At 28.5% G+C, this 24,274-nt stretch carries 20 protein-coding genes and 1 tRNA gene; 4 read left to right on the plus strand and 17 right to left on the minus strand.

Annotation, left to right across the window (positions count from 1 at the left end; genetic code table 11):
- The first annotated feature begins 77 nt into the window (after positions 1-77).
- Both D4Z93_RS09785 and D4Z93_RS09790 read left to right on the plus strand, forming a co-directional pair.
- The gene (locus tag D4Z93_RS09785) at positions 78-617 is read left to right on the plus strand and encodes a helix-turn-helix domain-containing protein (protein WP_119973124.1); all 540 of its coding nucleotides are present in this window, start codon (positions 78-80) and stop codon (positions 615-617) included.
- A 129-nt stretch (positions 618-746) separates the two neighbouring features.
- Positions 747-822: transfer RNA gene (locus tag D4Z93_RS09790), tRNA-Trp, on the plus strand.
- A 633-nt stretch (positions 823-1,455) separates the two neighbouring features.
- On the opposite strand, the gene D4Z93_RS09795 is transcribed toward D4Z93_RS09790, so the two are convergent.
- The 10 genes from D4Z93_RS09795 to D4Z93_RS09840 form a co-directional block, all read right to left on the minus strand.
- Entirely contained in the window at positions 1,456-2,673 is a 1,218-nt protein-coding gene (locus tag D4Z93_RS09795) for a hypothetical protein (RefSeq protein ID WP_119973126.1), read from the minus strand.
- A 1,225-nt stretch (positions 2,674-3,898) separates the two neighbouring features.
- Positions 3,899-5,938, minus strand: coding sequence for a hypothetical protein (locus D4Z93_RS09800; protein ID WP_119973127.1), 2,040 nt, complete (start codon positions 5,936-5,938; stop codon positions 3,899-3,901).
- 117 nt (positions 5,939-6,055) lie between these two features.
- The gene (locus tag D4Z93_RS09805) at positions 6,056-7,558 is read right to left on the minus strand and encodes a YobI family P-loop NTPase (protein ID WP_119973129.1); all 1,503 of its coding nucleotides are present in this window, start codon (positions 7,556-7,558) and stop codon (positions 6,056-6,058) included.
- A gap of 1,248 nt (positions 7,559-8,806) precedes the next feature.
- Complete coding sequence (locus D4Z93_RS09810; protein WP_119973131.1) at positions 8,807-9,211, minus strand: helix-turn-helix domain-containing protein; 405 nt, start codon at positions 9,209-9,211, stop codon at positions 8,807-8,809.
- Between the two features lie 110 nt (positions 9,212-9,321).
- Complete coding sequence (locus D4Z93_RS09815) at positions 9,322-12,495, minus strand: type I restriction endonuclease subunit R (protein ID WP_119973133.1); 3,174 nt, start codon at positions 12,493-12,495, stop codon at positions 9,322-9,324.
- 258 nt (positions 12,496-12,753) lie between these two features.
- Positions 12,754-13,098 (minus strand): STAS-like domain-containing protein, encoded by a 345-nt coding sequence (locus D4Z93_RS09820; RefSeq protein WP_119973135.1) that lies wholly within the window; start codon positions 13,096-13,098, stop codon positions 12,754-12,756.
- A 26-nt stretch (positions 13,099-13,124) separates the two neighbouring features.
- Complete coding sequence (locus D4Z93_RS09825) at positions 13,125-13,412, minus strand: hypothetical protein (protein WP_119973137.1); 288 nt, start codon at positions 13,410-13,412, stop codon at positions 13,125-13,127.
- A 37-nt stretch (positions 13,413-13,449) separates the two neighbouring features.
- Entirely contained in the window at positions 13,450-14,154 is a 705-nt protein-coding gene (locus tag D4Z93_RS09830) for a Fic family protein (RefSeq protein ID WP_119973139.1), read from the minus strand.
- A gap of 102 nt (positions 14,155-14,256) precedes the next feature.
- Positions 14,257-15,489 (minus strand): restriction endonuclease subunit S, encoded by a 1,233-nt coding sequence (locus D4Z93_RS09835; protein ID WP_119973141.1) that lies wholly within the window; start codon positions 15,487-15,489, stop codon positions 14,257-14,259.
- A complete protein-coding gene (locus D4Z93_RS09840) occupies positions 15,479-17,029 on the minus strand; it encodes a type I restriction-modification system subunit M (RefSeq protein WP_119973143.1) in 1,551 nt (516 codons plus the stop codon). Before D4Z93_RS09840 ends, D4Z93_RS09835 begins: the two co-directional genes overlap by 11 nt.
- A gap of 267 nt (positions 17,030-17,296) precedes the next feature.
- Here D4Z93_RS09840 and D4Z93_RS09845 point away from each other — a divergent pair, with 267 nt between their 5' ends.
- Positions 17,297-17,689: a PBECR3 domain-containing polyvalent protein gene (locus tag D4Z93_RS09845; protein ID WP_119973145.1), complete on the plus strand. Its 393-nt coding sequence runs from the start codon at positions 17,297-17,299 to the stop codon at positions 17,687-17,689.
- A gap of 343 nt (positions 17,690-18,032) precedes the next feature.
- Here D4Z93_RS09845 and D4Z93_RS09850 read toward each other — a convergent pair whose 3' ends face one another.
- The 4 genes from D4Z93_RS09850 to D4Z93_RS09865 form a co-directional block, all read right to left on the minus strand.
- A complete protein-coding gene (locus tag D4Z93_RS09850) occupies positions 18,033-19,952 on the minus strand; it encodes an SLOG domain-containing protein (protein WP_119973147.1) in 1,920 nt (639 codons plus the stop codon).
- 156 nt (positions 19,953-20,108) lie between these two features.
- Entirely contained in the window at positions 20,109-20,717 is a 609-nt protein-coding gene (locus tag D4Z93_RS09855; RefSeq protein WP_119973149.1) for a TIR domain-containing protein, read from the minus strand.
- 27 nt (positions 20,718-20,744) lie between these two features.
- Complete coding sequence (locus D4Z93_RS09860; RefSeq protein WP_119973151.1) at positions 20,745-21,197, minus strand: hypothetical protein; 453 nt, start codon at positions 21,195-21,197, stop codon at positions 20,745-20,747.
- A 34-nt stretch (positions 21,198-21,231) separates the two neighbouring features.
- On the minus strand, positions 21,232-21,999 hold the full coding sequence (locus D4Z93_RS09865) for a toll/interleukin-1 receptor domain-containing protein (RefSeq protein WP_199798390.1): 768 nt from the start codon (positions 21,997-21,999) through the stop codon (positions 21,232-21,234).
- A 361-nt stretch (positions 22,000-22,360) separates the two neighbouring features.
- On the opposite strand from D4Z93_RS09865, the gene D4Z93_RS09870 reads away from it, so the two are divergent.
- Positions 22,361-23,050, plus strand: coding sequence for a TIR domain-containing protein (locus tag D4Z93_RS09870; RefSeq protein ID WP_119973152.1), 690 nt, complete (start codon positions 22,361-22,363; stop codon positions 23,048-23,050).
- A gap of 245 nt (positions 23,051-23,295) precedes the next feature.
- Here the strand turns inward: D4Z93_RS09870 and D4Z93_RS13650 are convergent, their stop codons facing one another.
- The 3 genes from D4Z93_RS13650 to D4Z93_RS09880 are packed head-to-tail and all read right to left on the minus strand — an operon-like array spanning position 23,296 to position 24,268.
- A complete protein-coding gene (locus tag D4Z93_RS13650; protein ID WP_341466768.1) occupies positions 23,296-23,646 on the minus strand; it encodes a peptidoglycan-binding domain-containing protein in 351 nt (116 codons plus the stop codon).
- Positions 23,647-23,676: 30 nt separating this feature from the next.
- On the minus strand, positions 23,677-23,976 hold the full coding sequence (locus D4Z93_RS13655) for an N-acetylmuramoyl-L-alanine amidase (protein WP_341466769.1): 300 nt from the start codon (positions 23,974-23,976) through the stop codon (positions 23,677-23,679).
- 52 nt (positions 23,977-24,028) lie between these two features.
- Positions 24,029-24,268: a DUF2922 domain-containing protein gene (locus D4Z93_RS09880; protein WP_065079093.1), complete on the minus strand. Its 240-nt coding sequence runs from the start codon at positions 24,266-24,268 to the stop codon at positions 24,029-24,031.
- Between the last annotated feature and the right edge of the window lie 6 nt (positions 24,269-24,274).

A 24,274-nucleotide genomic window follows, 5' to 3' on the forward strand; every position in this document is an offset into this window, starting at 1 on the left:
TTAGCGGATTATGTAGTATTATTTTATTGTACTCATAATTAATTATAGTTAAATAACATATTTAGAGTGGTGATACTATGCAATTAGGTGGAAAAATCAGACAACTGAGAAAACAACAGAAAATTAGTATTGAACAATTAGCAAAGACATGTAATTTAAGTACAGGTCTTATAAGCCAAATGGAAAGAGGGATAAACATTCCATCTGTAATATCTTTATGGAAAGTAGCAAAAGCCCTTAATGTACCAATGAATTATTTTTTCGACGACTATAAAGATGACCTTCCAATTATACGAAAAAGTGAAAGAAAAAAAATAATAATTCCAAATTCAAATGTCACATATGAATTATTAAGTCCAAATTTAAATAAAAAAATGGAGCTATTATTAATAAAACTTGAACCCGGTAAATGCAGTTCAGATGATCTTATAAGCCATGAGGGTGAAGAATGTGGTTATATGATTCAGGGAACTATAAAAATAAAATATGGAAACAAAGAATATATACTCAATGAGGGAGATAGCATATATTATGACAGCACAGTTGCACACAGATTTGTAAATATTGGAGAAGTCGAAGCAATATCAATATGGACAATGACCCCACCAAGTTTTTAATTGAATTTATTTTATATACAATTGATTTAATTACAAAAAATATTTAAAAGGCTTGACATACAAATTTTCCTGTCATATAATAGTCATTGTCAGTAACCGGCTAAGTAGTATGTGTTAATGATATTATATAGGGGTATAGCTCAATTGGTAGAGTAGCGGTCTCCAAAACCGTTGGTTGTAGGTTCGAGACCTACTACCCCTGCCAGATATCAATGCTTTCACGATTTCGTGAAAGCATTTTTTATATGAAATAACACAACTGTAACACAACCCAGAAAAAAATATATAAACACAAATAAAAAAAGTGCCCTAAAACTATAGGGCAAATAAATGATTAATTCTATCAACTACGGTGTAATAGAATGGCCATTATATTAAAATTATACAAGTTTATAAACCTTTATATATCAACAGTCTCCAGATATAGCTTGTCCTTCTAATAAACCTAAATGCATTACTTTTCTCCCCCGGTTGTGTTAGGGTTGTGTTACAGATTTGAGTATAAATCTGTATAATTTTCTGAAATATAGTTACATAATTCATTCCACTATATGGGATTACATATAAGATAATTGGATAAGTTTTTCTGCTTCATCTCTGAAATATTTTTTTAACTTACCTATATTTTTCATAATGTGCTCACTTCTCACATCTTATAGAATCACTCCACACCCAGATAAAAAACTTGACTATATCTTCATAAATTATTTAGATTACGACATAAAAATACCATAAAATTCAATTACATGAATAATACGGTATTGGATAACTCATTTGATTATGCTTTATAACATTTTTATATAATATTTATTTTAGTTATGATAAATTTGTTTTAATCTTAATAATCATTGTAATCCTCAGCATAGCTCCTCATTTCTTGTTCTATTTCAGCTTCTATATCTCTAATATTTGCTAACATACCATCTACACAATCTAAAAATGTAAATAGCTCATCAAAACATAATCTGATATTTTTTATATCATATTTAGCTTCTTTTTTAAAATGAATTACTAAGTTTTTATCTACTGGATATCTAAACTTGTCTGAACTCATATCTATTTTATGTAACTGATTTACATAAATTTCAACATCCTCCATTGTTGTGTCATCTTTAGGGGCATTTGAATTTCTATCAATTTCATTTTTAATTGAGTTCCACACTTTTAAGATACTGTACTTTTTTCTTCGAATGATTCCAAATGCTTTATCATAGCTAAGTTTACAATCCTCGAATAAAATACGTTTTAAAGAAAGCTCAATTCCATTTCTATATAAATAACACATAGGCAAAAACAATTCATCTTTTAGAGAATCATTTTCAGATATACTCTTACCTAAATAGTCTGCAGCCTCCATATAACCTTTGATATAAGGATAAAAGTCACAACTACTAGATTTCCATCCAATCACACTCTGTTCGTAGTAATCCCCTCCTGATAAAAGCAATATTGGAGCATATCCTTGATATACAGATTTTATACTATTATTTAAAATATCATATAAGATTGAATAAGCAGTATTCATGTTCTTTTTTAATGCTCTCAAATTAACATGCGTCTGCTTGGTAAAAAAAGCTGCCATTTTATTACTAAATGGATATCTAAACATATCAGATTGACTATCGACATCCGAAATATCAGACAAATAATCATCTAACCATCTTATTTCTTCTCTACTCGTATCTAAACTATTTTCCATTGCTTGACTTGTTATAACATCAAAAATCCTCTTCAAATTATGTCCAGTAGTTTTAACAAAAGTTATTTTATCATTCTTATCAATTATATATTTAAAAGCTATAGATTTTAATAATAGTTCTAGGCTATGTCTATATAAAAAAACAATAGGGAAGAACCAACTATCATTTTTGCCATTATTTCTAGATGACATAGTATCATCTATTAATTGGTTAGCAACTAAATTAAATTTAAAGGAATATAAATAAAATTCTTGTTGTAAATCATCAGTATTCTTTAGCCTTACAATACACGTGCTAGTTTCTGTAATGGCTTCAAAATCAGCACTGCTCCTTATCCATTTTAATTCATATCTCATAATTATCCTCCTCAATGCTTAAATATTTTTTAACTACTTTGTTAATTCTAGTTTTTATTTATCTCTACTTAATATAAAAATTATATTACTTTTTTTATTTTTCATAATAGCATTAAGGGATTCTAGGCGTTCTATTGAAGCTATGTCTATTTTTTATACCGTATTGTTCAATTTTCAAAAAACATCGTTCGTATTTTCATTTTCAACAATTGAGTTGTGTCGCTTATTTTTAATATTGTTTAATCAATTTTTAGATAAGTATTACCTTCCAGAAACTGAAGCACTGGCCAAGCTTTAACTCTTCGCACACTCAGACAAAAAGCTTGACCAGTGTCTTTAACTTTTATGGGATGCTCCGCCCCAATCCCAGGAGGCAATGCTCTATGGTCTTATAATAGGCTTGGATTCCCTCGCAAGGAAGCTTTGGACAAGCACTTTCTTTTTGACTTAATTAACGTATCAATAATCACTTAAAGTAAAACATCTGTTATATACAAAACTTAACCCTGCAGCGTTCAAAACAAAGGCTAGTCCAAAGGCAAATTACATAAATTCCTTTGCACAATGCTTTAAATAAATACCGCTTCTACATGTTTATAAAATGAATTTTTATATTTTCACAAAATAAAAATACCATAAACATATATCTATAAATTTAAAATATAATGCTATAACTTTTCCCTTATCACTAATAAGAATTGTTATATATATAAAAGTTACTGTAGACACACTTCTAATTGCACTTATGTGTTCTTGAAATAATAAACCGCTGTATATTTTCTTCAAGCACCAGCACTTTTTTAGTCCTCGTCAGCCTTATGATAGTTAGATTCCTGCAAAAAAAATAAATGGAAGGCTTCCTGCGGATAAAGTGCTTCCTTAATAACTCATAAAAAGTTCCTATTTAAACTGTACTTCCGATGTATTCCTATAGGGTCTTCCCTTTACGCACAAAGTATTTATTTAAATTGAATTTTTCACACACGGTTGGCGCCTTTGACAAGCCCAGGGCTAGTCCACCTTATACATGCCCTTTGCAGGGCAGGCATAAGGACGGCTTGGGTATATAAATTAATTCATTTATCTAAAGTCTCTTTTTTAACAATTTCAAACATATAAAAATAAATATTTCCTATTTTCTTTAGATAATTTATTAACATTATCTAATATATATGAGTAGTTATAAATATGCCAAATGTATATAGCAGTTACAAAACTTATAGTATCAAAGTACAGATGTTTCTAAATTGCTTTTCAATTTTCTATGACTAACTTTAAATGCTCCATCTTTTTCATAAAAATCTGAAATCCAATTCTTACTTTTAAACTCGTCCAATAACTTTTTATTTATTTCAGTAATTTCAAATTTAGGCCTGCCTGTAGTAAATATCTTCTCATACTCTTTAGAACCGATAATTTTAATATATCTCTCACACTCTGATTTTGAAAACTTATTTATATTAGCTGTTAAAAGAATAAGTTTATCTTCAGTTGATATATCTTCCACTGAAATTAAAAATTCAAATAAATTATTTGATAACTCAACATCATTTCCAACAATAGTATCTATGTACTTCTTAGATAACTCTCTCAAAACTTCTTTTATCATGTCACTTTGATTTTCATAATTATCTATTAGAGGTAATAATTCTGATGTATCAAAATTATGCTGTAATATATATTCTTTTACATTATCTGAATAATTTTTAGATATAATCGATATAGGTTCCTCAGTATGTGAAATTAAATTAGTTTTAAAACTATTATCTATACTTAAATCTAAAATACAAAGTAATTCATCATTAGAAATAGGCTCTTTTTCGATTACATCTTTTATATACTCAGAAATGTTGTACTCTATAAAATATATAAATTGAGATTGATAAGTGGTACGCATAAATCTAACATTTTCAGCAGTCATTTTAATGGTTCCTAATTCTATTAAAATTCTTATTTTTTGCTCTTGTATTTCTTGAACATTAAAATTATCATACGTATACCCTAATTCATCAATAATATTTCTATACTTATCATCAATAAGACTGTTACAAATAATTACATCATCAAACAATGATGATGCTGATTTTTCGCCAAACTTTGAGTCAATTTCATTTAATGACAACTTAAGTTCTCTATTACTACCATTAATAAAATTAATCAGAATATCATTTAATCCCTTACTACTTTTGAAATAGTACTGTAAAATATTAATTTCAGAATACTTTATCAATCCTTTTTGTAAAAATAAATCCCAGAAGTTTATATCTTTAATATCCTGTAGTAATTCTAACTGTGTTTGCAAAAACTCTACATATTTTGCTCTCTTAGGAATTTCAATATTCTTATTATTTATAAGTTCTCGTACCGCTTTTGGAATGTCCGTTATAGTATCACCACAATTTTCAAGTATTATTGTCATGTACTGGTCAACATTTTCATTTACATATTCAAATAATTTTGATTCTGGATCTCCTACAATAAGTGAATAATTTTTATATTGAATATCATCTTTATTTTGAATATTAAAAATATGCTCCAACATCAACGAGATATTTTCAAAGGTAAATTGATACAACTTGTGCTGATAAATAGCTTCAAATAAATCCTTATCTGATTCTTCATAATCTATACATTTAAACTTAATGTTTAATCTTGAGAACTCATCTATAAGTTTTTCGACTTTAGGAGTTTTAATTTTCAAAAATTTTGGATCAGAAGCTATAGTTTTAGATAGAAAATTATCATTGTTGATATTATCTACAATTTCATTGTCACAATAATAGAGCGTTATCAAAATATATTCTTTTTTCTGCTCATAAGAAAATTCATTCCGATTTATGATTTCAGATAAAAAAGACGTCCAATATCTATTTATTGAATCCACGTATAAAATTAAACTAGGTGCATTACTAAAGTACTCTTGCATAAACATAAAATATTTTTCTTTTTTTAATTGTTCAATAAAAATAATCAAATATTTGCTATTATCATTTTGCAGATCTAATATATAAGCAAACAAAGAAAAATTTAAAGTTTCTATTTCCTGAAAATCTACTTCTCTCAATCTTGAAAGTACCAATTTAGGATTATTGATTTTATATGTCCATTCTTTTGCTTTCTTATCAGTGATACTACGTAAAAATTTTTTATCATTTGTTGTAAGGCTATTAGGATAAAAATAAGTCATATAATCTTCATAAGTTTCATCAATATAACCATTCCATATTAGATACTTTATCAAATCAAAATACTGACTCGATTTCATTTCTTTAAAATAATTTTTTTCTCCAAGAAAATTTTTATAACAAACATTAAAAACTGTATAAACATTTTCTCTTGTAATAAGTTCTCTAATTTTTTTATTATTTAATTCTGATTTTTTTTACTCTAACTCTGTAATTTGTTTTGTTAAATCATCAACCTTATTGTTTCTAATCATATCAACTATTTCTTTTCGTTTAATATATTCGGGATTACTAGTATCTAAAACGCCATAATAATTTTTTTTAGTATAAATGAGATTTAATTCATCAACATTTTTCAAATGTTCCTTTTTACATAAATCATTTTTTTCTTTAAGTGCTTGAGTTTTCGTATCAATGCTATTAATATTATCTTTAATAATTTCTTTCTGACTATTAAACAATGTAGATACAAATCCAACATTTATCTGAGTATCACTAAAATCACGAGGAAATATATTTTTATAAGCAATAATTGCAAGAAGTTTATTATAATCTTGCTCTGTTGTCCCAATTCTGTTATAATACACCATAAATTCATTATATATATTTTTTAAAATTCTCATATCATCAATATATAGCGAAACTCCTTGTAAAAAATGCTTATCAAACTTTTCAAGAACTCCACCATTTTCAAAATGGGAAATAAACTGGTCATAAGAGTTTGAACTATCTATTACAGGTACAACTGGTATAATAAAATCAAAAAATTTAGTTCGATCTTTAGATACAAAAATATCATCTCTAATCAAGTAAAAAAAACGTAATGGATTTTCATCTTCCTTTGTACGGTTTAAGTTTATGAGACCATTTATCTCTCGTAAACGCTGAAAAACTTGATTTATATTATATCTATCCATATCTTCAAATACAATAACATCAGCATTTGCATTATCAAAAAGGTATAGAACTTCGTTTAAGTATTTATCAAAGTAAGATTCATCACTTTTTTCAAATATTTCTATTTCATTTCCTTGAAATTTAAGGCGCTTAAAAATACTTTTATTTTTTTGTGTCTTTATTAAGTTATAGAGTGCATCGCATGTTATTATAAATATTATCAATCCACTAAATAGCAAGCTAATACTCTTTGTTGTTATCTCCAGAAAACTTAAAAATTTAAATTGTATTAAACTACTGACAAAATTACACCATTTATCGAAAAAACAAATATGAAGAGCAAAAATTATAAAGATTATACCTTTTAAGGTTATCCGAAAAATACTTTCTTCTGATATTTTTTGTTTAACTCTAAAGTTCGTTTGTGGTATTTTAGACACATCTATCTGATGTAATAATTGGTTAAGTATTTTTCCCTCTAATATTGATTCTTTGATGTTAGAAGTATTACTATCTTTTTTAACATCTGTTTCAGTATCATTTGAGCTACTATTATTGTTTTTATCTTCAATACTTTGCTGTTCAGTAGTTTCAAAATTTGCAAGTGAAATATGTAAAAAACTCAATTCTTTATGTTTATCTTTATATGACTCAATAACACTGCTTTTTCCAGCACTATAAGCGCCAGAGACAGCAACATTTCTAATATCATTATTTTCAAATACAAAATTCAATGCATCATTATATATTCTCAGATCTACATCTTTAACTGGAGTAAGTTTTTCAAAATGTATCTGACTCATTTCCGTCCCCCATTAATTAAAGTAACTATAACATACATTAATTTCATTATGTTAAGGTCCTATATAAAATTTAATAAATTTTTAAATATCACATATACATTAATATTGTTCTAATACTTAAAACATCGGAACAATATTTCATTGTATTGCAACAATGAATTTAATATAACACATCTGTACAATAAGATTATATATCTTAATTATACCACGTAAATCCATATTATTACCTATACTTACAAAATAAGCATTATTCTATACAAATACAAAGACAATTTATCTAGGGTGGACTTGCCTTGCTGCGAAACCTTATATGGACATGTCTTTTCAATGCTTGTACATGAAAGGTTTCTGCAGGGAGCATGTCTCACCCCTCTGCACTCTGCCGGGTACCCAAATAAAGGGCTAGTTAAAATCGTGTATTTCTTTGCTTTTAGAAGGTCCGGATAAAGGAGGAACTTATAAAAGCTTAGAAATACTAGATAGGAACCTGTCCTTTTTGGGATGGCAGTTAAAGTGCCCAAATATATAAAATGTGAATTATATGTAATACCAATTTTACTTGAGTAAGAGTTTAGCTTCTTTTATAACCCAGAACCTATATCTAGTTTAGTTGAACTTAATAAATCAGGATTTATTTTTTATCATATGATATTTTAATAATTTGTAAGATTGGTGTTATATATTATTATAAGAGCGGAATTTACTTTATTATGATGTGATTTACTGAATAGAATATTATGTTTGCCTTTGGACTAGCTATTTTTTTGAACGTAGTGAAAAATAATAGCTAGTCCAAAGCTTCCTTGCGACTGAAAGAAGCCCATTATAGGACTTCGAAGGATTACTGCCTGGGTTTTAGGGGCGGAGCATCCCATTAAATTTTCGTCTATGGCCTAGCTTTTATTCTGAGTATGCGAAGAGTTAAAGCTTGGCCATAGCTTCGTAATATAACTTAGTCTCTACGCTCCCAATCAAATTTCTACTTCTAAATAAAATATCAAAAGGGCGAATATCTAAAGATTCCTTCTTTCTATTTCGAGCAACTTTATATTATTTTCAAGTAAAATAACTTCAGTGTTAAGTAAATTTGTACTTATTATCAGCTAATAACAACTTTTTATAATAAATGGCATTAAAACTAGCATTTATCTTATATATAATAATATATTTGCTTTCAAGTAATCAGTCTCTTGTGTTAAGTAAAAGTTACTTTGTTTCAAGTAGATTGAAGATATTGTCAATAACACCCTACCTATCACTATAGACTTCATAAAGATCTATTATATCGTCTAGAAAACCAAACATTCTTTTAGCTTTGTCGCTTAGTTCATATTCTTCCGGTGCATTATTAGATACTGCAACTTCACGGTTATTGTCTGATTCTGCACGCTTATAATCTATTAATTCTTCAAGCTTTATATTAAAAGTTGCAATAATCTTATCTACATGTTTTTTGAGATTTGTATTATTATCTATTTCGCCTTTAATTAATTTATCAATAGTTGGTCTTGATATATCCGCTAATTTTGAAACTGATGATTTAGTATAGCCATTATCTCTAATAAATTGAAGGAGATTAGCACCTATTTTATATCTATTGTCATAAATATATGATATCAATTGCTTTTCAGTATATTTTTTTATTAATTTCATACTATTACCTCCCATGACTTACATGTCAGCATTGTAAAAAAGATACATATGTAAAAATAGCCTTTACATATGTATCTTTTTTATTCTTTATAACCTACAAAATTATGATACTAAGCTATATTATTATCAAAAATATTACTTGCCTGTTTCATTACAATTTTAATTGTATTTTCAAGATCTTCTGAATCCTTTATACCATTTCTCTTAAGCAGCCTTTTTACTGTTGACCTTATACTTGCCTGAACATCTTCTCTGTTTGTCCAATCAACAGCATTTTGAGTTTTCTCTCTTATTATCCTAACTAAGTTCTTTGCTATCTCTTTTGTCTTTTCATCCTGCAAAATAGCTTCATGGCCTTGTTTTACAATATCATAAAATGCTATTTCTTCATCCGTCATATCCATCTGTGCTGCTCTTTTATCTTCCTTTTGCATTTCCTTTGCCATATCCACTAAGTTTTTAATAATTTCAGCTGAAGTTAGTGCCCTATTGTGATACTGATTTATCATGTTTTCAAGCATATCCTTAAATGATTTATATTTAACTTCATTTTTCTTTTGCTTAACTTTTATTTCATCATTTAATAACTTTCTCAAAAGCTCAATTTGAAGATTTTCATTTTCCCTGCCGCTCATTTTATCCAAAAACTCTTCATTTAAAATTGATAAATCGGGATTTTTTAGGCCAGCCTCTGCAAATATATCTATAGGTTTTTCTGCTGCTCCTACACCTTCTGATACTATTTGTTTTATTGCCGTATCCAGTTCTTCCATAGTTTGACCTTTTGGTGGCGTATATTTAACCACATTATTTCTAACAGCAAGCATAAATGCTATATCACTTCTAAAAGCATTGCTTCTTTCATCATGAGCAACTAGTGCATATGCCTTTTTTAATTCTGCACTATGTTTCAAGAATCTCATTTTCACTTCTTCTGAATAGTTTATTATATCCATACCTTTTTTTAGTAAATTTAGTTTCTTATCTGGCTCCTGGTTTTCCCAGTTGGATATTAATAACTTGTGAAAAAATGCTTTACAAATATCATGCTTTTCTTTCATTAACCTAAGTGCTTTATCTATTGGAAAAGCAGCGGCCTCATTTCCACCTGTACTTTGTGTATAATGCTCTAAAGCCTTCTTTAAATCCTCAGCTATTCCTATAAAATCTACTACTAATCCTGCTGGTTTATCTTTAAATACCCTATTTACTCTAGCAATAGTCTGCATTAGGTTGTGACCTTTCATTGGCTTGTCTATATACATAGTATGGACCGGAGGAGCATCAAAGCCAGTTAACCACATATCTCTAACAATAACTAATTTTAAAGGATCATCAGGGTCTTTCATCCTTCCTTCTATTTCTTTCATCTGTGTTTTACTTAAAAGATGCGGTGCAAAATTTTCAGGATCTTTTGATACGTTGCCAGACATTATTATTTTTATAGCACCCTTATCTATATCATCAGAGTGCCACGCGGGTCTTAATTTTATTATTTTATCATATAAATCAACGCAAATCCTTCTACTCATGCAAACTATCATGCCTTTTCCATCTAGGGTTTCCAGTCTCTTTTCAAAATGATCTACAATCTCTTTTGCTATTATATCCAATCTTTCAGAAGTGCCTACTAATGCTTCCAGAGCTGCCCATTTAGATTTTAATTTATTTTTTGTGTTCTCTTCTTCATTTTCAGTTACTTCTTCAAAATTCATATCAATATCGTTGTTTTCAAGTTTTAATTTAACTACCTTGGACTCATAAAAAATTGGCACAGTAGCATTATCCAAAACTGCCTGTTTCATATCATAAACAGAAATATAATCGCCAAACACTTGAAGTGTTGATTTATCCTCAAAATCTATTGGCGTACCTGTGAAACCAATATAACTAGCACTTGGAAGTCCCTGTCTTATATTTTTAGCAAAACCGTCTAAAAAATCATAATTGCTTCTATGTGCCTCATCACACATAACAATTATATTGCTTCTATCTGACAATAGTGGATACTCGCTGCCCCTTGTTATAGCTTTCTTCATCTTCCTATTTACATCTAATCCTTCTATATTTTCTTTATCCGTTTGGAACTTCTGAATAGTTGTAAATATAATTCCACCAGCTGCAAGAGTATGTATTTTTTCTTTTAAATCTTCTACACTATCTGCCTGTACAGGATAAGGTATCAGATCATTTGCATTGCAGAAAGTTTCGTATAATTGATCGTCAAGATCATTTCTATCAGTTATAACTACTATAGTTGGATTATTTAATGCTTTTTCCCTAATAACCTTTCCTGTATAAAAGACCATAGACAAGCTTTTACCTGACCCTTGAGTATGCCAGTAAGTTCCTATCTTTCTATCTCCATTTTCACCTGCAGCTCTTAAAGTTTCTCTAATAGCATCACTTACACCATAATACTGATGGTACATAGCTATTTTCTTTACAATTATTTTTTTCTTTTCTTTCTTATCTGAAACTATTCTCTTTTTCTTCTTTTTATTTTTGACTACAGCACTTCCATTTTCAAAAGTAATAAAGTTTCTTATAATATCAAGCAATCTTTCTTTATCAAACATACCTTTTATAAGTACTTCCAGCTCTGTTTTTTCTTTTTCTATGTTTCCAGTATCAATACATTTCCATGCAGAATATCTTTCAAAATTTGCAGTTAAGGTACCTGCCTTTGCCTCTGTAGAATCAGAAACAACACATATTTCATTATAATAAAATATATCTGGTATATTTTTTTTATAAAGATTAATCTGCCTGTAAGCTCCTTCTATAGTTGCATTTTCATCCAGCGGATTTTTAAGTTCAAACAAACCTATAGGTAATCCATTAACATATACAAGGATATCTGGAATTCTAGGAGTATTAGGTCCCTTTATAGTTACTTGATTGCAGACAATAAAAGAGTTATTTTCTGGCTTGATATAGTCAAATACATTAACTATATCCCCCACTTCTTCTCCGCTTTTATCATTATAGGTAACCTTTACACCTTCTCTAATTAATTTATGGATATCCTTATTATTATTTTCTATTGTAGGATAGTTAAAAGTTTTTAAGGCTTCATAAGCTTCTTGTATACATTCACTTTTAACATTAGGATTAATTTTCTTTAAACTATCCATTAGAACTTTATTTAAAACTACTTCTGTAGTATCTTTTCTATCTTCAGCAGATATTTTGCTGCCGTGAATATAATCATAACCCAAGTCTTTAAACCACTTAATAGCTGCTTGTTCCACTAGAGATTCAAACTGAGAGTTAATAGCCATTTTTGCCACTCCTTATCACTTTATGTTTATATATTATAACTTTACCATACTTTTCTAAGGAAGTATGACTTTTATCTATTGTTTCTAATCCACTTTTCTATTTTTGAAGTATCATTACATAATTAACTATAATATTCAACAACTAATTTATTATCTTCCTGTATTCTAACTTTAATCACGTGCAAAATATACATTAATACCATCAATGCTCTTAAAATCTTTATCATCTGATGGCAACTTTATCACTCCTAAATATCTTTACTCTTCAGAATTTTTTATTACTTCCAATATTTTCTTTTCAATTTCTTTATTAGGCTTGTATTTTTCTACTGCATTCTTATATGAACTTTCATAAGTACTTTGTCCTAAAGGTGAAAGGTTAATTAATGATATTTTTTCATTGTATTTGTCTGGACCAAATGCTGAAATAATATATCCTGTACTAAAATTAAAGAATAAAGTTGTAAATTTAGTTATTCCAGAAAAATCCAATACCATCTTATCATCATTAGAAAAACATTCTTCAATTTTTTTTCTTAATATAAGTGCTTTTTCTTGAGAAAATGCATTTTTAATAAATTCATTTACAATAATAGTTTTCACTCTTATACCTCCTGATTATTCTCCTACTATGTATATATGATTCCAACTTGTTTCATAAATTTAAAAATTGGATTATTAGTTTCATTTTGAAACTTAAATTTCACATATTTATTTTTTATTTTTGCATAAACACACAATGTTCCTATAATTACTGCTACTGCTGCATTTATAAATTTTGATTCAGTAAAATTTAAAACTAATTTTTCATAATCTCCTAATAAAAAATCATTCTGTATTTTTATTAACTTTGAAATATCAATAGGATTAATATTATAATTAATTTCTACAACTAATTTTTTATCAATAGCAGGCACCTTCATTTCTTTAAAAAATTACTTTATTCACTAAATTTTAATATCTCTCCAAACAATTACTATATAAAAATTCAAATATATTATTAGCTTCTCTTGTGTTATAGAATTCAACCATTAGAATATTAAACTGCAATCTATTCTTTGCTTTTATATTAAATATTCCTTGGCCATTTGATATTAAAATCATATTAGATACCAGCCTAGAAGTCCTTTTGTTGCCATCATAATAAAATTGATTTAAAGCTCCCCATAAAAATATCTCAAAAGCTAATTCAGTTTTACTTTTACACCTTTCAATTAATTGAGGTAATTCATTTTTAAATATACTTTCCAATTCTTCAGCTTTAGGTGGAATAAAATCTGTTCCTCCTATTCTAACCTGGCCATTTCTGAATGCACCGCTAATTAAAGCTTCATCCTTAGCAACAATTTCGTTAAATTTATTAAATATTGTATAAAGTGAAGAAACATCTATATATGTATCATTTTTATAAATTAAATCAAATAAATAATTCCACGCATTCCTAATGTTAAAGATCTGCTGCTCATCACTTACTTTATGACCACCTATAGTGATTCCATCAAGTAACGTTTCTACTTCAGGGTAAGTAAATGGATTTCCTTCTAAACTGGCCATATTGAATACAACATCTGGTAATAGTTTCTTCACTAAAAATATCAATTTTTTTGTATCTAATGCAGGAACTATGTCCCCATAAGACTTGTTTCTACTAAATAACATGACATACCACTCCCCATAAATTATTTTTTTCTATTCCTATTTAATTCATATATATTCCACTAATGTTTATTTATAGCAAGTTGCACCTTTCCAGTATTGCTATTAATCATTTAATCTTATTTTTCCTGAAATTAGTTTTGGTAGTAATGTATCTCTTGTTTCATTCAATTCTTCATTTTGGTTAATATTAATTAACATCTTTCTAAATATTGAATCTACCTTATTATAAAAATCCTCTATATATTTTTCTGAAGGTACTACAATCTTTATCTTAGAAAATGCTGTTTTATTAATAATAGGAACTGCACTCCCTGATGCCATATTTTTAAAGTCATCTTTCATATTCTTTAAACATATGTACACATAAGGATAATACTTATAATTATTTAATGTTAATGTATTAATTTGCTGATTAGTAAAACCTTCATCATCATTCAGATACACTTCACCTAAATCTGATCCTATACATGAAACCCCTATACTGTATTTATAATGCATATTTTTTTTCATCTTTTCATAACCTTCATTTGATAATCCTCTTTCACTCTTGGTTATAAAAATATTTCCATTAATATCTTTTGGTGTTATGAACTTATATTCTTTTCCAAAATGCTCTGGATTGTTCTTTGACGGTGTTTTCCCAGTTACGATATTTCCTAACTTAGAAAGCTCTAGTATCTTCCACCCCTTAGGTATCATTCCCAATTCGCTTTCTTCAAAACCGACCTCTTTAAAAGGTTCAAAGTCAACAAACCAGGATTTAAAAATAGCCTGTGCCATTTCTTCTAAAGTTTTATTCATTTCATTGTTGAGTTCAATTTTGTCATCAAAGGATGAAAGTATTGACACAATTTTGTTTTGCTCAAATTTATTTGGTAAATAAATTTCAATATTTTTAACATTATATATTGGTAACTTTCCTTGTGCTGATCCAACTATTCCCTTATTTATTTCATTTTGTCCGTAAATTGAGTTAAGGTAATAAAACAAATACTTACTACTAATTTGATTATTACAAACTATCTTTACCGCATTTTCTGTTAAGTTAGAACCATCCCATCTTTTATCAACATAAAAAACCATACCTATTGTATTTCCTACTATAGCCACGCAAACATCATCTTTATTTACAATATACCTTGAAATTTTCTTATACACATTTTCTGCAATGTACATAATATTATCTTCATTTATCCTATTGCCATATATATCAACTAATCTTATGTATGGATGGATAGTTTTTTTATTTAACAGCGTAGCTCCTTTAGGTAATCTTTTACCTCCCCTCACCTCGCAAATATCACCTATCTTATATTTAATCCAACTATTCTCCATACCCAAGTTCCTCCAAGTTCTTCTTTATAACTTCATCCAACTTTAAACTTTCCTTCATCTGAGCATAAAGTTTTTCCGTTAACTCTGTCATTTTTTCTTCAAAAGGAATTCCATCATCCTCTGCTTCTTCAATACCAACATATCTTCCAGGTGCTAGTACATAGTCATTTTCAGCTATGGTGTCTCTATCTACTTCTGCACAGAAACCTTGTATATCTTCATAATCCTTACCTTTTCTCCAGTTATGATATATATCTGCTATCTTTTTAATATCCTCATCCGTTAGTTTTCTTAAAACCCTATCAAGCATTGTCCCCATTTTTCTCGCATCTATAAATAACACTTTATTTGTAGTTCTTCCTTTTCTCATAAACCAAAGGCAAGCTGGAATCTGTGTCGTAAAGAATAATTGAGGAGGCAGCGCCACCATACAATCTACTACATTTCCCTTATCTATCATACCTTTTCTTATTTCAAGATTTGCACTTTGTGATGTAGTCATGGAACCATTGGCAAGTACTATACCAGCTGCACCTTCACTGTCTAAATGATATAAAAAATTTTGCAGCCAGGTATAGTTTGCATCATTTTCCGGTGCTAGTCCATAGACCCACCTAGCGTCACCTTTTGTCCTATCTGCTCCCCACAACTTATCATTAAAAGGTGGATTTGCTAAAACATACTGTGCCCTTAAATCCTTAAATTGATCATCTATATATGTATTTCCATACCTAATATCACCGCTTAATCCTCTAATTGCAAGGTTCATTTTGCAAAGTTTAAGTGTGGTAGGATTTGATTCCTGTCCATAAATAGAAATGTTTTTTCTCTGGCCTTTATGTGCCTGAAGAAATTTCATGCTCTGAACAAACATACCACCTGAACCACAACAGCCATCGTAGACCCTACCATTTAAAGGTTCTATCATTTCTACAAGTAGTCTAACAACAGAATCAGGTGTAAAGAATTCTCCGCCGCCTTTTCCTTCCTGCTGTGCAAATTTTCCTAAGAAATATTCATACACCCTTCCTAAAATGTCCATTTCATCATTTTTATTGTACAATTCAATACTTCCTATAGTTTTAACAATTTCTCCCAAAGTATGTGAATCAAGTGGAGCTCTTGTGTATACCTTATTAAGTACACCTTTTAATTGCTTTGGATTTTCTTTTTCTATAAGTTCCATGGCATTATCTATTATTTTACCAATATCAGATTGAGTTGCATTTTTTAGTATATAACTAAATCTTGCTTCCTCTGGAACATAAAAAATATTTTGAGATGTATATTCATCTTTATCTTCTGATATTTCAATTCTTTCCTCTTCATCAGTACAATAATACTCATGATTGTTAGGATCTTTAACCATTTCCCCTAATTCTTTATGCCTATCTTCGAATGAATCAGAAATGTATTTTAAAAATATAAGTCCTAAAACAATGTGCTTATATTCTGCACTTTCCATATTATTTCTTAATCTATCGCACGTTGACCATAGTTTTGCTGCAAAGTCCAATGAACCATCATTTGTTTGTGCCACTTTAATTTCCTCCTATTTTTAAGTCAATCTCTTAAATATATTTATATTTTATCATATTTTTTACTTTTCTTACTCAGATGAATTACCTTTTTAGTCAACAAAGTTAAATAACTTCAATTATAAAATCCATGAGAGATACGACCTGTTCCTGGATAACTGAAGTCTGCCCATTTGCATCTATATATTTAAATGTTTACTTTAAATAGACAAGTATATTTAAAAACATTATAATTTATTTATGGTTGCTAAATTGAAAGGGTTAGTGTTATGTGTATTAAAAAGCTTAAAGATAATACGAATGAAGTTCAAGTTGTAGGAAACCTTGAACAAAAGTATATAAATATGGCTAATTCAAATGTACCTTCTGGAGAGGTTAGAATGAACCCAGGTGCTATTAAACATATAAAAAAGAAACATCCTGATGATTTTAAAAAATATTTTCAAAACATTCCTGAGATAATTGAAAGCCCTGATTATGTAGGACAAAATCCTAAAAAAAAAGATAGTATAGAGTTAGTTAAAGTTATAGATGGAGATGTGTTAGTAGCAGTAAAATTAGATCCATCCGGCCATCTTTATTTTTCCAGTATGTATTTGTTAGCACCTTCAAAAGTTCCTAAAAGATTGAAAAGTGGAAGATTGAAAAAAGTTAATCCATAAAATTGATATTGATAATTTATTTTTTATTGTGTATAATAAATTTGAAACAAGTTGAATATATTATTATAAAGGATTGTATGAGGATCGGAAAGGTTCCCGACACGCTGCCTTTAAAAAGGTAGTTACCAGGTATGCAGGATATGCCGCCCTGCCATCAATCCGAGAGATATAAAGAAAGCCTATAGAAAACTCTGTAGGCTTTTGTTGATTTTAATTTTAAAATAATTATGGTAAATATGACACCAACCTTCTTTATTTATCTAAACAGCTTATTCCACGTATTAATTCCAACAATACCATCAACTGCAAGTCCGCTGTCTCTCTATACCCAATATTCCATTAATTAATCATTTTTTAAAAAATTTATAACTTCATTTGCTAATTTTCTATAATCGAACCCATACAACAATTGTTCATTAAGTTCATTAGGAGCACCGTTGAGTTCATTCCATTTACCACATTTTTTGTATTCGGTAGCTAGTTGAGAAGAACGTCCCCCTACTGAACCAACTAAAAAAACAGGTATATCACTTGCTCTTGCAATTTTAATTTCACTATCAATTCCTTGTAAATTAGCATCTTTTTTTATTTTTCCACCCATACATATTAATGCTTTTACATTTTCTCTATTAATCATTTTATTTCTCATCAATGCTAAACTTTCTTCCCTATCTTCTTTACTATTTCCAGTTCCAACCTTTTCAGTTTCATAAACAGTTGCATTTCTCATTATCTCAAATAAATTATATCTTTCTTTAAAAAATTTAGAAATATACATTTTAATAGCTTTTTTATAATCTTCTGGTCTCACTTTTTGGCCAATCTCAAAAATTATATTTTGAAATGTTGGATGTGAACCAAATACCAGCGTTAATCCACTTTTCAATATTTCTTTAGAAAATAAATTTACAGCGTCTGTTAAAGACTGTTTATATATTTCTTCACACTCTGAGAAATCACCAGATATAACAATTTCCTCATCATATTTAACTTTAACTTTATTCATATATTCTCTCCACCTATAATAAAAATCCTCACAATTTTCTTCAATTATTTTATTATTATTTTGATCTTGCAATCTTTTATAATTTATATTATTTGATAAAATTATAGCCGAATCATATAAATTATAATTTTTATATTTTTTATTATCTAAAAAATTATTTAATTTAATTATATCATTACTACTATACCTTTTTCCAAAGTATTGAACATACTGTTTAATTTCTCGTTGTGGATAAAAATAACCCTTTCTAGAAGCACTTAAGCAGTATATCATTCTATCAAAACTTTCCTCAGTAAATTTAATATGTTGGTTCTGACAAAAATCTTTAAATGTATTTATTTGATCATATATATTATATGAATATTCCATAACAAGATGAAAACTTTGAGACAGAATATCATCAATAATCTTTGTAAGCTTATCTTCTTTATTAAAATCTTCACTATTACATGAAATATTGGGTTTATCTCCTGGCTTAACGGGTAACGTATCTATATTTGCATCATCTATCTGAATCCAAATTATAGGTATATTATTTAATAGAGCAAATCTCAATTCTTTTTCTATCCATTCAGATTTAGCAGACTGAGGTGTATGTAAAAAAATTAGTACGTCACTTCTTCCTAAAGCACTTTTAATAACTTCTTGTGTTTCTTCTCCAACTTCAACATCTGTAACATCTCTAAACGTTTTATCATTTTTAGCCTGAATTTTTAATTTATCACATAATCTTGCAGTTAAATCTTCCCCATCCAATCTTCTATGACTAACAAATAATAAAAAATCTTCATTACATAATGTTGGTGATATATAAGAAATAATTTTTCTAGAAAACAATAATGCTATTGACTTTATATTATCATTTCCCAAATTTCTTGCTTTCAATTCATTATACACTTTAAAGTTTCTTACCCTTAATTTATCCCATACCTCAAAGCTTTGTTTATTTTTTATTAAATCCAATGGTTCTCTGCAATCCTTATCTATAGCAATTGTCCATATTTTTGCATTATTTGCATTTGCTTTGGCTATTAACTCAGTTAACTGTGCGTCATAACTATTTTCTTTATTATTAAACATTATAATCAAAGTATTATTAGAAACTTTATTTATGGCCACAGGTATTTGCCTTATATTTTTTATAACTACATAATCAACTACATAATTATCCATTTCAGACTTACATGTTTCAAAAAATATTTTTGCATGTTCACAGTTATAGACAGTAAGTTCTGGTGAAATAAAACATATATTCATACTTTCCTCCTTAACAAAATTTTATCAAAGCCGTTTATTTTGTGGTAAATGACAACTTCGCTGGTACTACACATAATAACATTTTATAATGTATCAAAAACGTCCATGAGAACATGAACGCTTTTTTCAAAATTACATAAAGGAATAAATTAAAAATCACCTTTGTCTCTTTAAATCATATTTGTCTGTATTATCACTTTTATCATATGCATTATTAATGTATTCTTCTGGGTCATCAAGAAAACTTTTCTCTTCCACATATGTAATATAAGAACCATCCATAAAATCATATGTCTGACAATCATCACAATGCCAAATCGGTGGTTTTGAATTACAATGATTTTTGTAAATTATAGGATACAAATGTTCATTTTTATACATTAAAGTAGAGAAACCATGACAATTGGTTCCATGAATTTCTAACCAATCGTAACCACCGTCATATTTCATAATTACGCCTACAACACCGTTAGTTTGGGATGTTCTATTTTTTCGTGTAATTTGTTTAAGAGAATATTCTATTTCCCAATCAATCCATTTACTTTTTTTCATATTCGGCGATAATATTACAATAGTAACTGATGTATCATACATCATATCCTTTAGCACACGTTTAATATTATCAGTAGTTGTATCTGTTAAATCTGGTGAATCACTTGTTTCTCCTTGATAATAAGTAGCAGCATCACCCAATGCTGTAATAATATCATCTCTTAATGTAGTCGCCTCACTGTACTTGTAAGAAATAAAAGTTTTATGTTCCATTATTAATTCACTTCCTTTTATAATAAATTAATAAATAATGCGATGAACCAAAATAACAATTGATATCAGCATAGGCATACCATATAATAGAATTAAAGTTTTTGAGAGTATAAAATTAAATAAGCAATCATTTTTACTGTTTGCATCTATCCACATATCTTTATTATAAGGATCTAAATCATATAGGTTATCTTGATTGTCCTTTAATCTTTCTTTAATTACCCAAGAGTATTTCCAACGATATAGTATTTCAGTTTTGAGAAAGAAACCATCTAATCCCCAAAACACAGCAGTTATAACAAAAATGAACAAACCTATAAGTTCAATTCTACAGTGTTGTGCAAAAAATAAAGTGAGCATAACTGTTATAAGTGTTATGTACCATCCTTTCAACAAAAATGAATTATTAGCCATACGTGTAATGCAAGCTTGAATTAAATCAATTTCCTTATGAATTATCTCCGTTGATATCTTGTCCAAATATATTACACCTCCAATAAAATTACAAACTTTATTAAACTAACAATGAATATAAATTATCAAGTATATCCTTACTTTTTTTACCATTATTTATTTTTTTCCAATTGCAAAAGCCATTATAATTAATAGCATATAAATGGTCTAAGTTTACATCATATTTAATTCTTAAATTTGCTTGTTTAGCAAAATCATAGTATTTTTTTTCAAGTACACTCTCATTAATAATACGGCTTGGCTTAGTTTCTCTTATCAACCTAGTTGTAACAAGCTCTGAATATATCCATGGAGACATAGTCTCATTTTTAATAACATCTTTAGTGTATATTGAATTAGGTGTATTAAGAAAAAATATACATTCTGTTCTATCTATCATTTCTGTTAATGCTGTTGAAAGCATCATATGGACATGACTTGTAGAAAAGTTCCTACTATCATAATTATAATAAGCTCCATCATCAGTTTTACAATAAGCATTATCTATTTCCTTTAGTAAATTATTAGAATATTTCCAAACACATGAATCAATAAACGAAGTTAATCCAAACTCTTGTTTAAGCCATCCAGCCAACTTAATTGCTAAATCTTCATCATCATGAGAGTGAGATATAAAAATATCTGCATCAATATCTTTAAACCAATCATTCTTTATTTTACTACCATCAAGTATTCCATCTTTTCCAACGTATTCATCAAGTTCTTTTTCTACTATATTTTTGTTATTTTCATGGTTACCATTACCTGTATCATAGTATTCCTTCTTGTTAAATATAGCATCATCTATTACATTAAATCCTTTATACATAACTTTTCATCTCCTTTAAAGTACTAATTAAATTATATTTTTCTAAGCATCTTCCCTGTTTGTCCAATTAACTGATTTTTATTTTTTTATCTTATTATTCTAACTAAGTTCTTAAACCATATCTTTGGTCTTTTTCATCTTGTAAAATAGCCTGATATCTTTATTTACATAATACTACACAATTTAACATTTACTCTAATTGTAGATTTTTCTATCATATTGATTAACTTCAATATATAATTAATTATACCAAAATTTAATTATATATTGCAAAATATAGTATAAAAATATAAAATATTGTTAAAGTATTACATATTGTTTTGTACCTTATCATAATCTATATTTTTTAGGGGGAATATTAATGGGACATAAAATATTTATATCTTATAAATATGCAGACGATGATGTATATCCAATAGAATCAGATTCTAATGAAACAACTACAGTTAGAAATTATGTAGATGAACTTCAAAAAAAGTTAGGAGATTCTAACGAAATAAACAAGGGAGAATCTGATGGGGAAGATTTATCACAATTAAACAAAGATACGATATGGAATAAATTAAGAAATAGAATTTATGACAGTACTATTACGATGGTTTTAATTTCTAAAAATATGAAGGAAGCATTTAAATTAGAAAAATATCAGTGGATTCCAAGAGAAATTTCATATTCACTTAAAGAAACATCACGCATAGACAAAAACGGTAATCCTATTACAAGCAAAACAAACGCTATGCTTGCTATAATAATTCCAGACTATAACAATTCTTATCAATATTATACCTATACAAATGACTGTTGTGAATCTCATTGTAGGACTTTATTAAACAATACATTATTCTCAATTCTTGGAAACAACATGTTCAATATAAAACAACCAGATACAAAAGATTGTGAAAATAATTCAACTATTTATTATGGAGATAGTAGCTATATACCAAGTGTAAAATGGGATGACTTTATTGATAATATGGATGAATATATTGATAAAGCATACGAAATCCAAGATAATATTGATAATTATAATATTTATAAAGAAATTGAATAGCTTATAGTTATAGTTACAATAACTAAATTTGATGATCAAAAATTTATTTCTTCCTGTATGGCTCGGAAGAACTCTTTTCATAATAAATCTACTTGGAAGTACAGGAGATTTATATATGCCGCTGTATCTTCTTATATACGATAAGAATGCAAAAATTATAGATAAACCCTACGATTTTGATGTGATAGTATAAAAAAGGTTGGCATCATTTTTATGATACCAACCTTCTTTATACTGGTATTAATTTATCCAAACAACCTATTCCATGTATTAACTCCAACAATACCATCAACTGCAAGCCCGCAGTCCCTCTGAAAACTCTCTACAGCCTCCAGGGTGCCCCCTCCAAAGAATCCATCAGCACCGCATCTTCCAACGTTATAACCTCTGCTCATAAGCTTTTCTTGAACAGCCTTTACATTGTTATCCTCCAAATTAGAATTCATTCTTATAAGGTATCCAGGATAAATTAATTTACCACCGTTTCCTGCAGCTTCACCTCTTATCCTGTCCAGGGGAAAATTCTCTCCAGGACAATCTGTAGAATAAAGCTCTCTATGGCCATATATTTTACTTATTCCATATTTGCTTAACATGGAGCGGGTTAATTCTAATAATGCACTGTACTATGTTTGCCCCATAACCTCAATATTGAAATCACCCTCAGCACATATCCCTATAGATTTAGAATTATATCCTGGACAGTGGGCACCTACGGCCTTCTCATTCCTTCCCGTATATACAGTACCGTTCTTCCTCACAAGATAGTGATAACCGCAGCCGCACCATCCATTTTCAAGATGCCACCTGTGGATATCCTCTATACTGCACACTTTTGCACCTGCATGGTGGAGCACGACTACTTCTGGATTATTGCCCCAGCTTAAACTGCTTCTAAAGCTCAAATTAGAATTTATTATGTTCAAAATGCCACCTCCTAAATTTAAAGGTCCTGCACATCTGCAGGACCTTTATGCTCTATTTCATTTCAAATTCTTTTGAGTCTGTTGTTACAACCTTAGCATCCTTCTTGCCAACTAATGCACCGTTCTTAGTAACAAATATTTTCTTTGCAATTATAAGATCCATGAGAGATGCGACCTGTTCCTGGGTAACTGAAGGCTGTCCATTTGCATCTTCTTTTACGTTGTCTACACTCAAGGAAAAATATTTACCTTCTTCCTCGGTAGTAAACCTCATATTAAGTCTGTTTGCCATTTAAAC

The sequence above is a fragment of the Clostridium fermenticellae genome (assembly GCF_003600355.1).
Classification (GTDB): domain Bacteria; phylum Bacillota; class Clostridia; order Clostridiales; family Clostridiaceae; genus Clostridium_AV; species Clostridium_AV fermenticellae.

Bases quoted from the DNA above. Each gene is read 5' to 3' on its own strand.
- D4Z93_RS09785 (WP_119973124.1), top strand. From the start codon at position 78: ATGCAATTAGGTGGAAAAATCAGACAACTGAGAAAACAACAGAAAATT.
- D4Z93_RS09795 (WP_119973126.1), bottom strand. From the start codon at position 2,673: ATGAGATATGAATTAAAATGGATAAGGAGCAGTGCTGATTTTGAAGCC.
- D4Z93_RS09800 (WP_119973127.1), bottom strand. From the start codon at position 5,938: ATGAAATCGAGTCAGTATTTTGATTTGATAAAGTATCTAATATGGAAT.
- D4Z93_RS09805 (WP_119973129.1), bottom strand. From the start codon at position 7,558: ATGAGTCAGATACATTTTGAAAAACTTACTCCAGTTAAAGATGTAGAT.
- D4Z93_RS09810 (WP_119973131.1), bottom strand. From the start codon at position 9,211: ATGAAATTAATAAAAAAATATACTGAAAAGCAATTGATATCATATATT.
- D4Z93_RS09815 (WP_119973133.1), bottom strand. From the start codon at position 12,495: ATGGCTATTAACTCTCAGTTTGAATCTCTAGTGGAACAAGCAGCTATT.
- D4Z93_RS09830 (WP_119973139.1), bottom strand. From the start codon at position 14,154: ATGTTATTTAGTAGAAACAAGTCTTATGGGGACATAGTTCCTGCATTA.
- D4Z93_RS09835 (WP_119973141.1), bottom strand. From the start codon at position 15,489: ATGGAGAATAGTTGGATTAAATATAAGATAGGTGATATTTGCGAGGTG.
- D4Z93_RS09845 (WP_119973145.1), top strand. From the start codon at position 17,297: ATGTGTATTAAAAAGCTTAAAGATAATACGAATGAAGTTCAAGTTGTA.
- D4Z93_RS09850 (WP_119973147.1), bottom strand. From the start codon at position 19,952: ATGAATATATGTTTTATTTCACCAGAACTTACTGTCTATAACTGTGAA.
- D4Z93_RS09855 (WP_119973149.1), bottom strand. From the start codon at position 20,717: ATGGAACATAAAACTTTTATTTCTTACAAGTACAGTGAGGCGACTACA.
- D4Z93_RS09865 (WP_199798390.1), bottom strand. From the start codon at position 21,999: ATGTATAAAGGATTTAATGTAATAGATGATGCTATATTTAACAAGAAG.
- D4Z93_RS09870 (WP_119973152.1), top strand. From the start codon at position 22,361: ATGGGACATAAAATATTTATATCTTATAAATATGCAGACGATGATGTA.
- D4Z93_RS13650 (WP_341466768.1), bottom strand. From the start codon at position 23,646: ATGTTAAGCAAATATGGAATAAGTAAAATATATGGCCATAGAGAGCTT.
- D4Z93_RS09880 (WP_065079093.1), bottom strand. From the start codon at position 24,268: ATGGCAAACAGACTTAATATGAGGTTTACTACCGAGGAAGAAGGTAAA.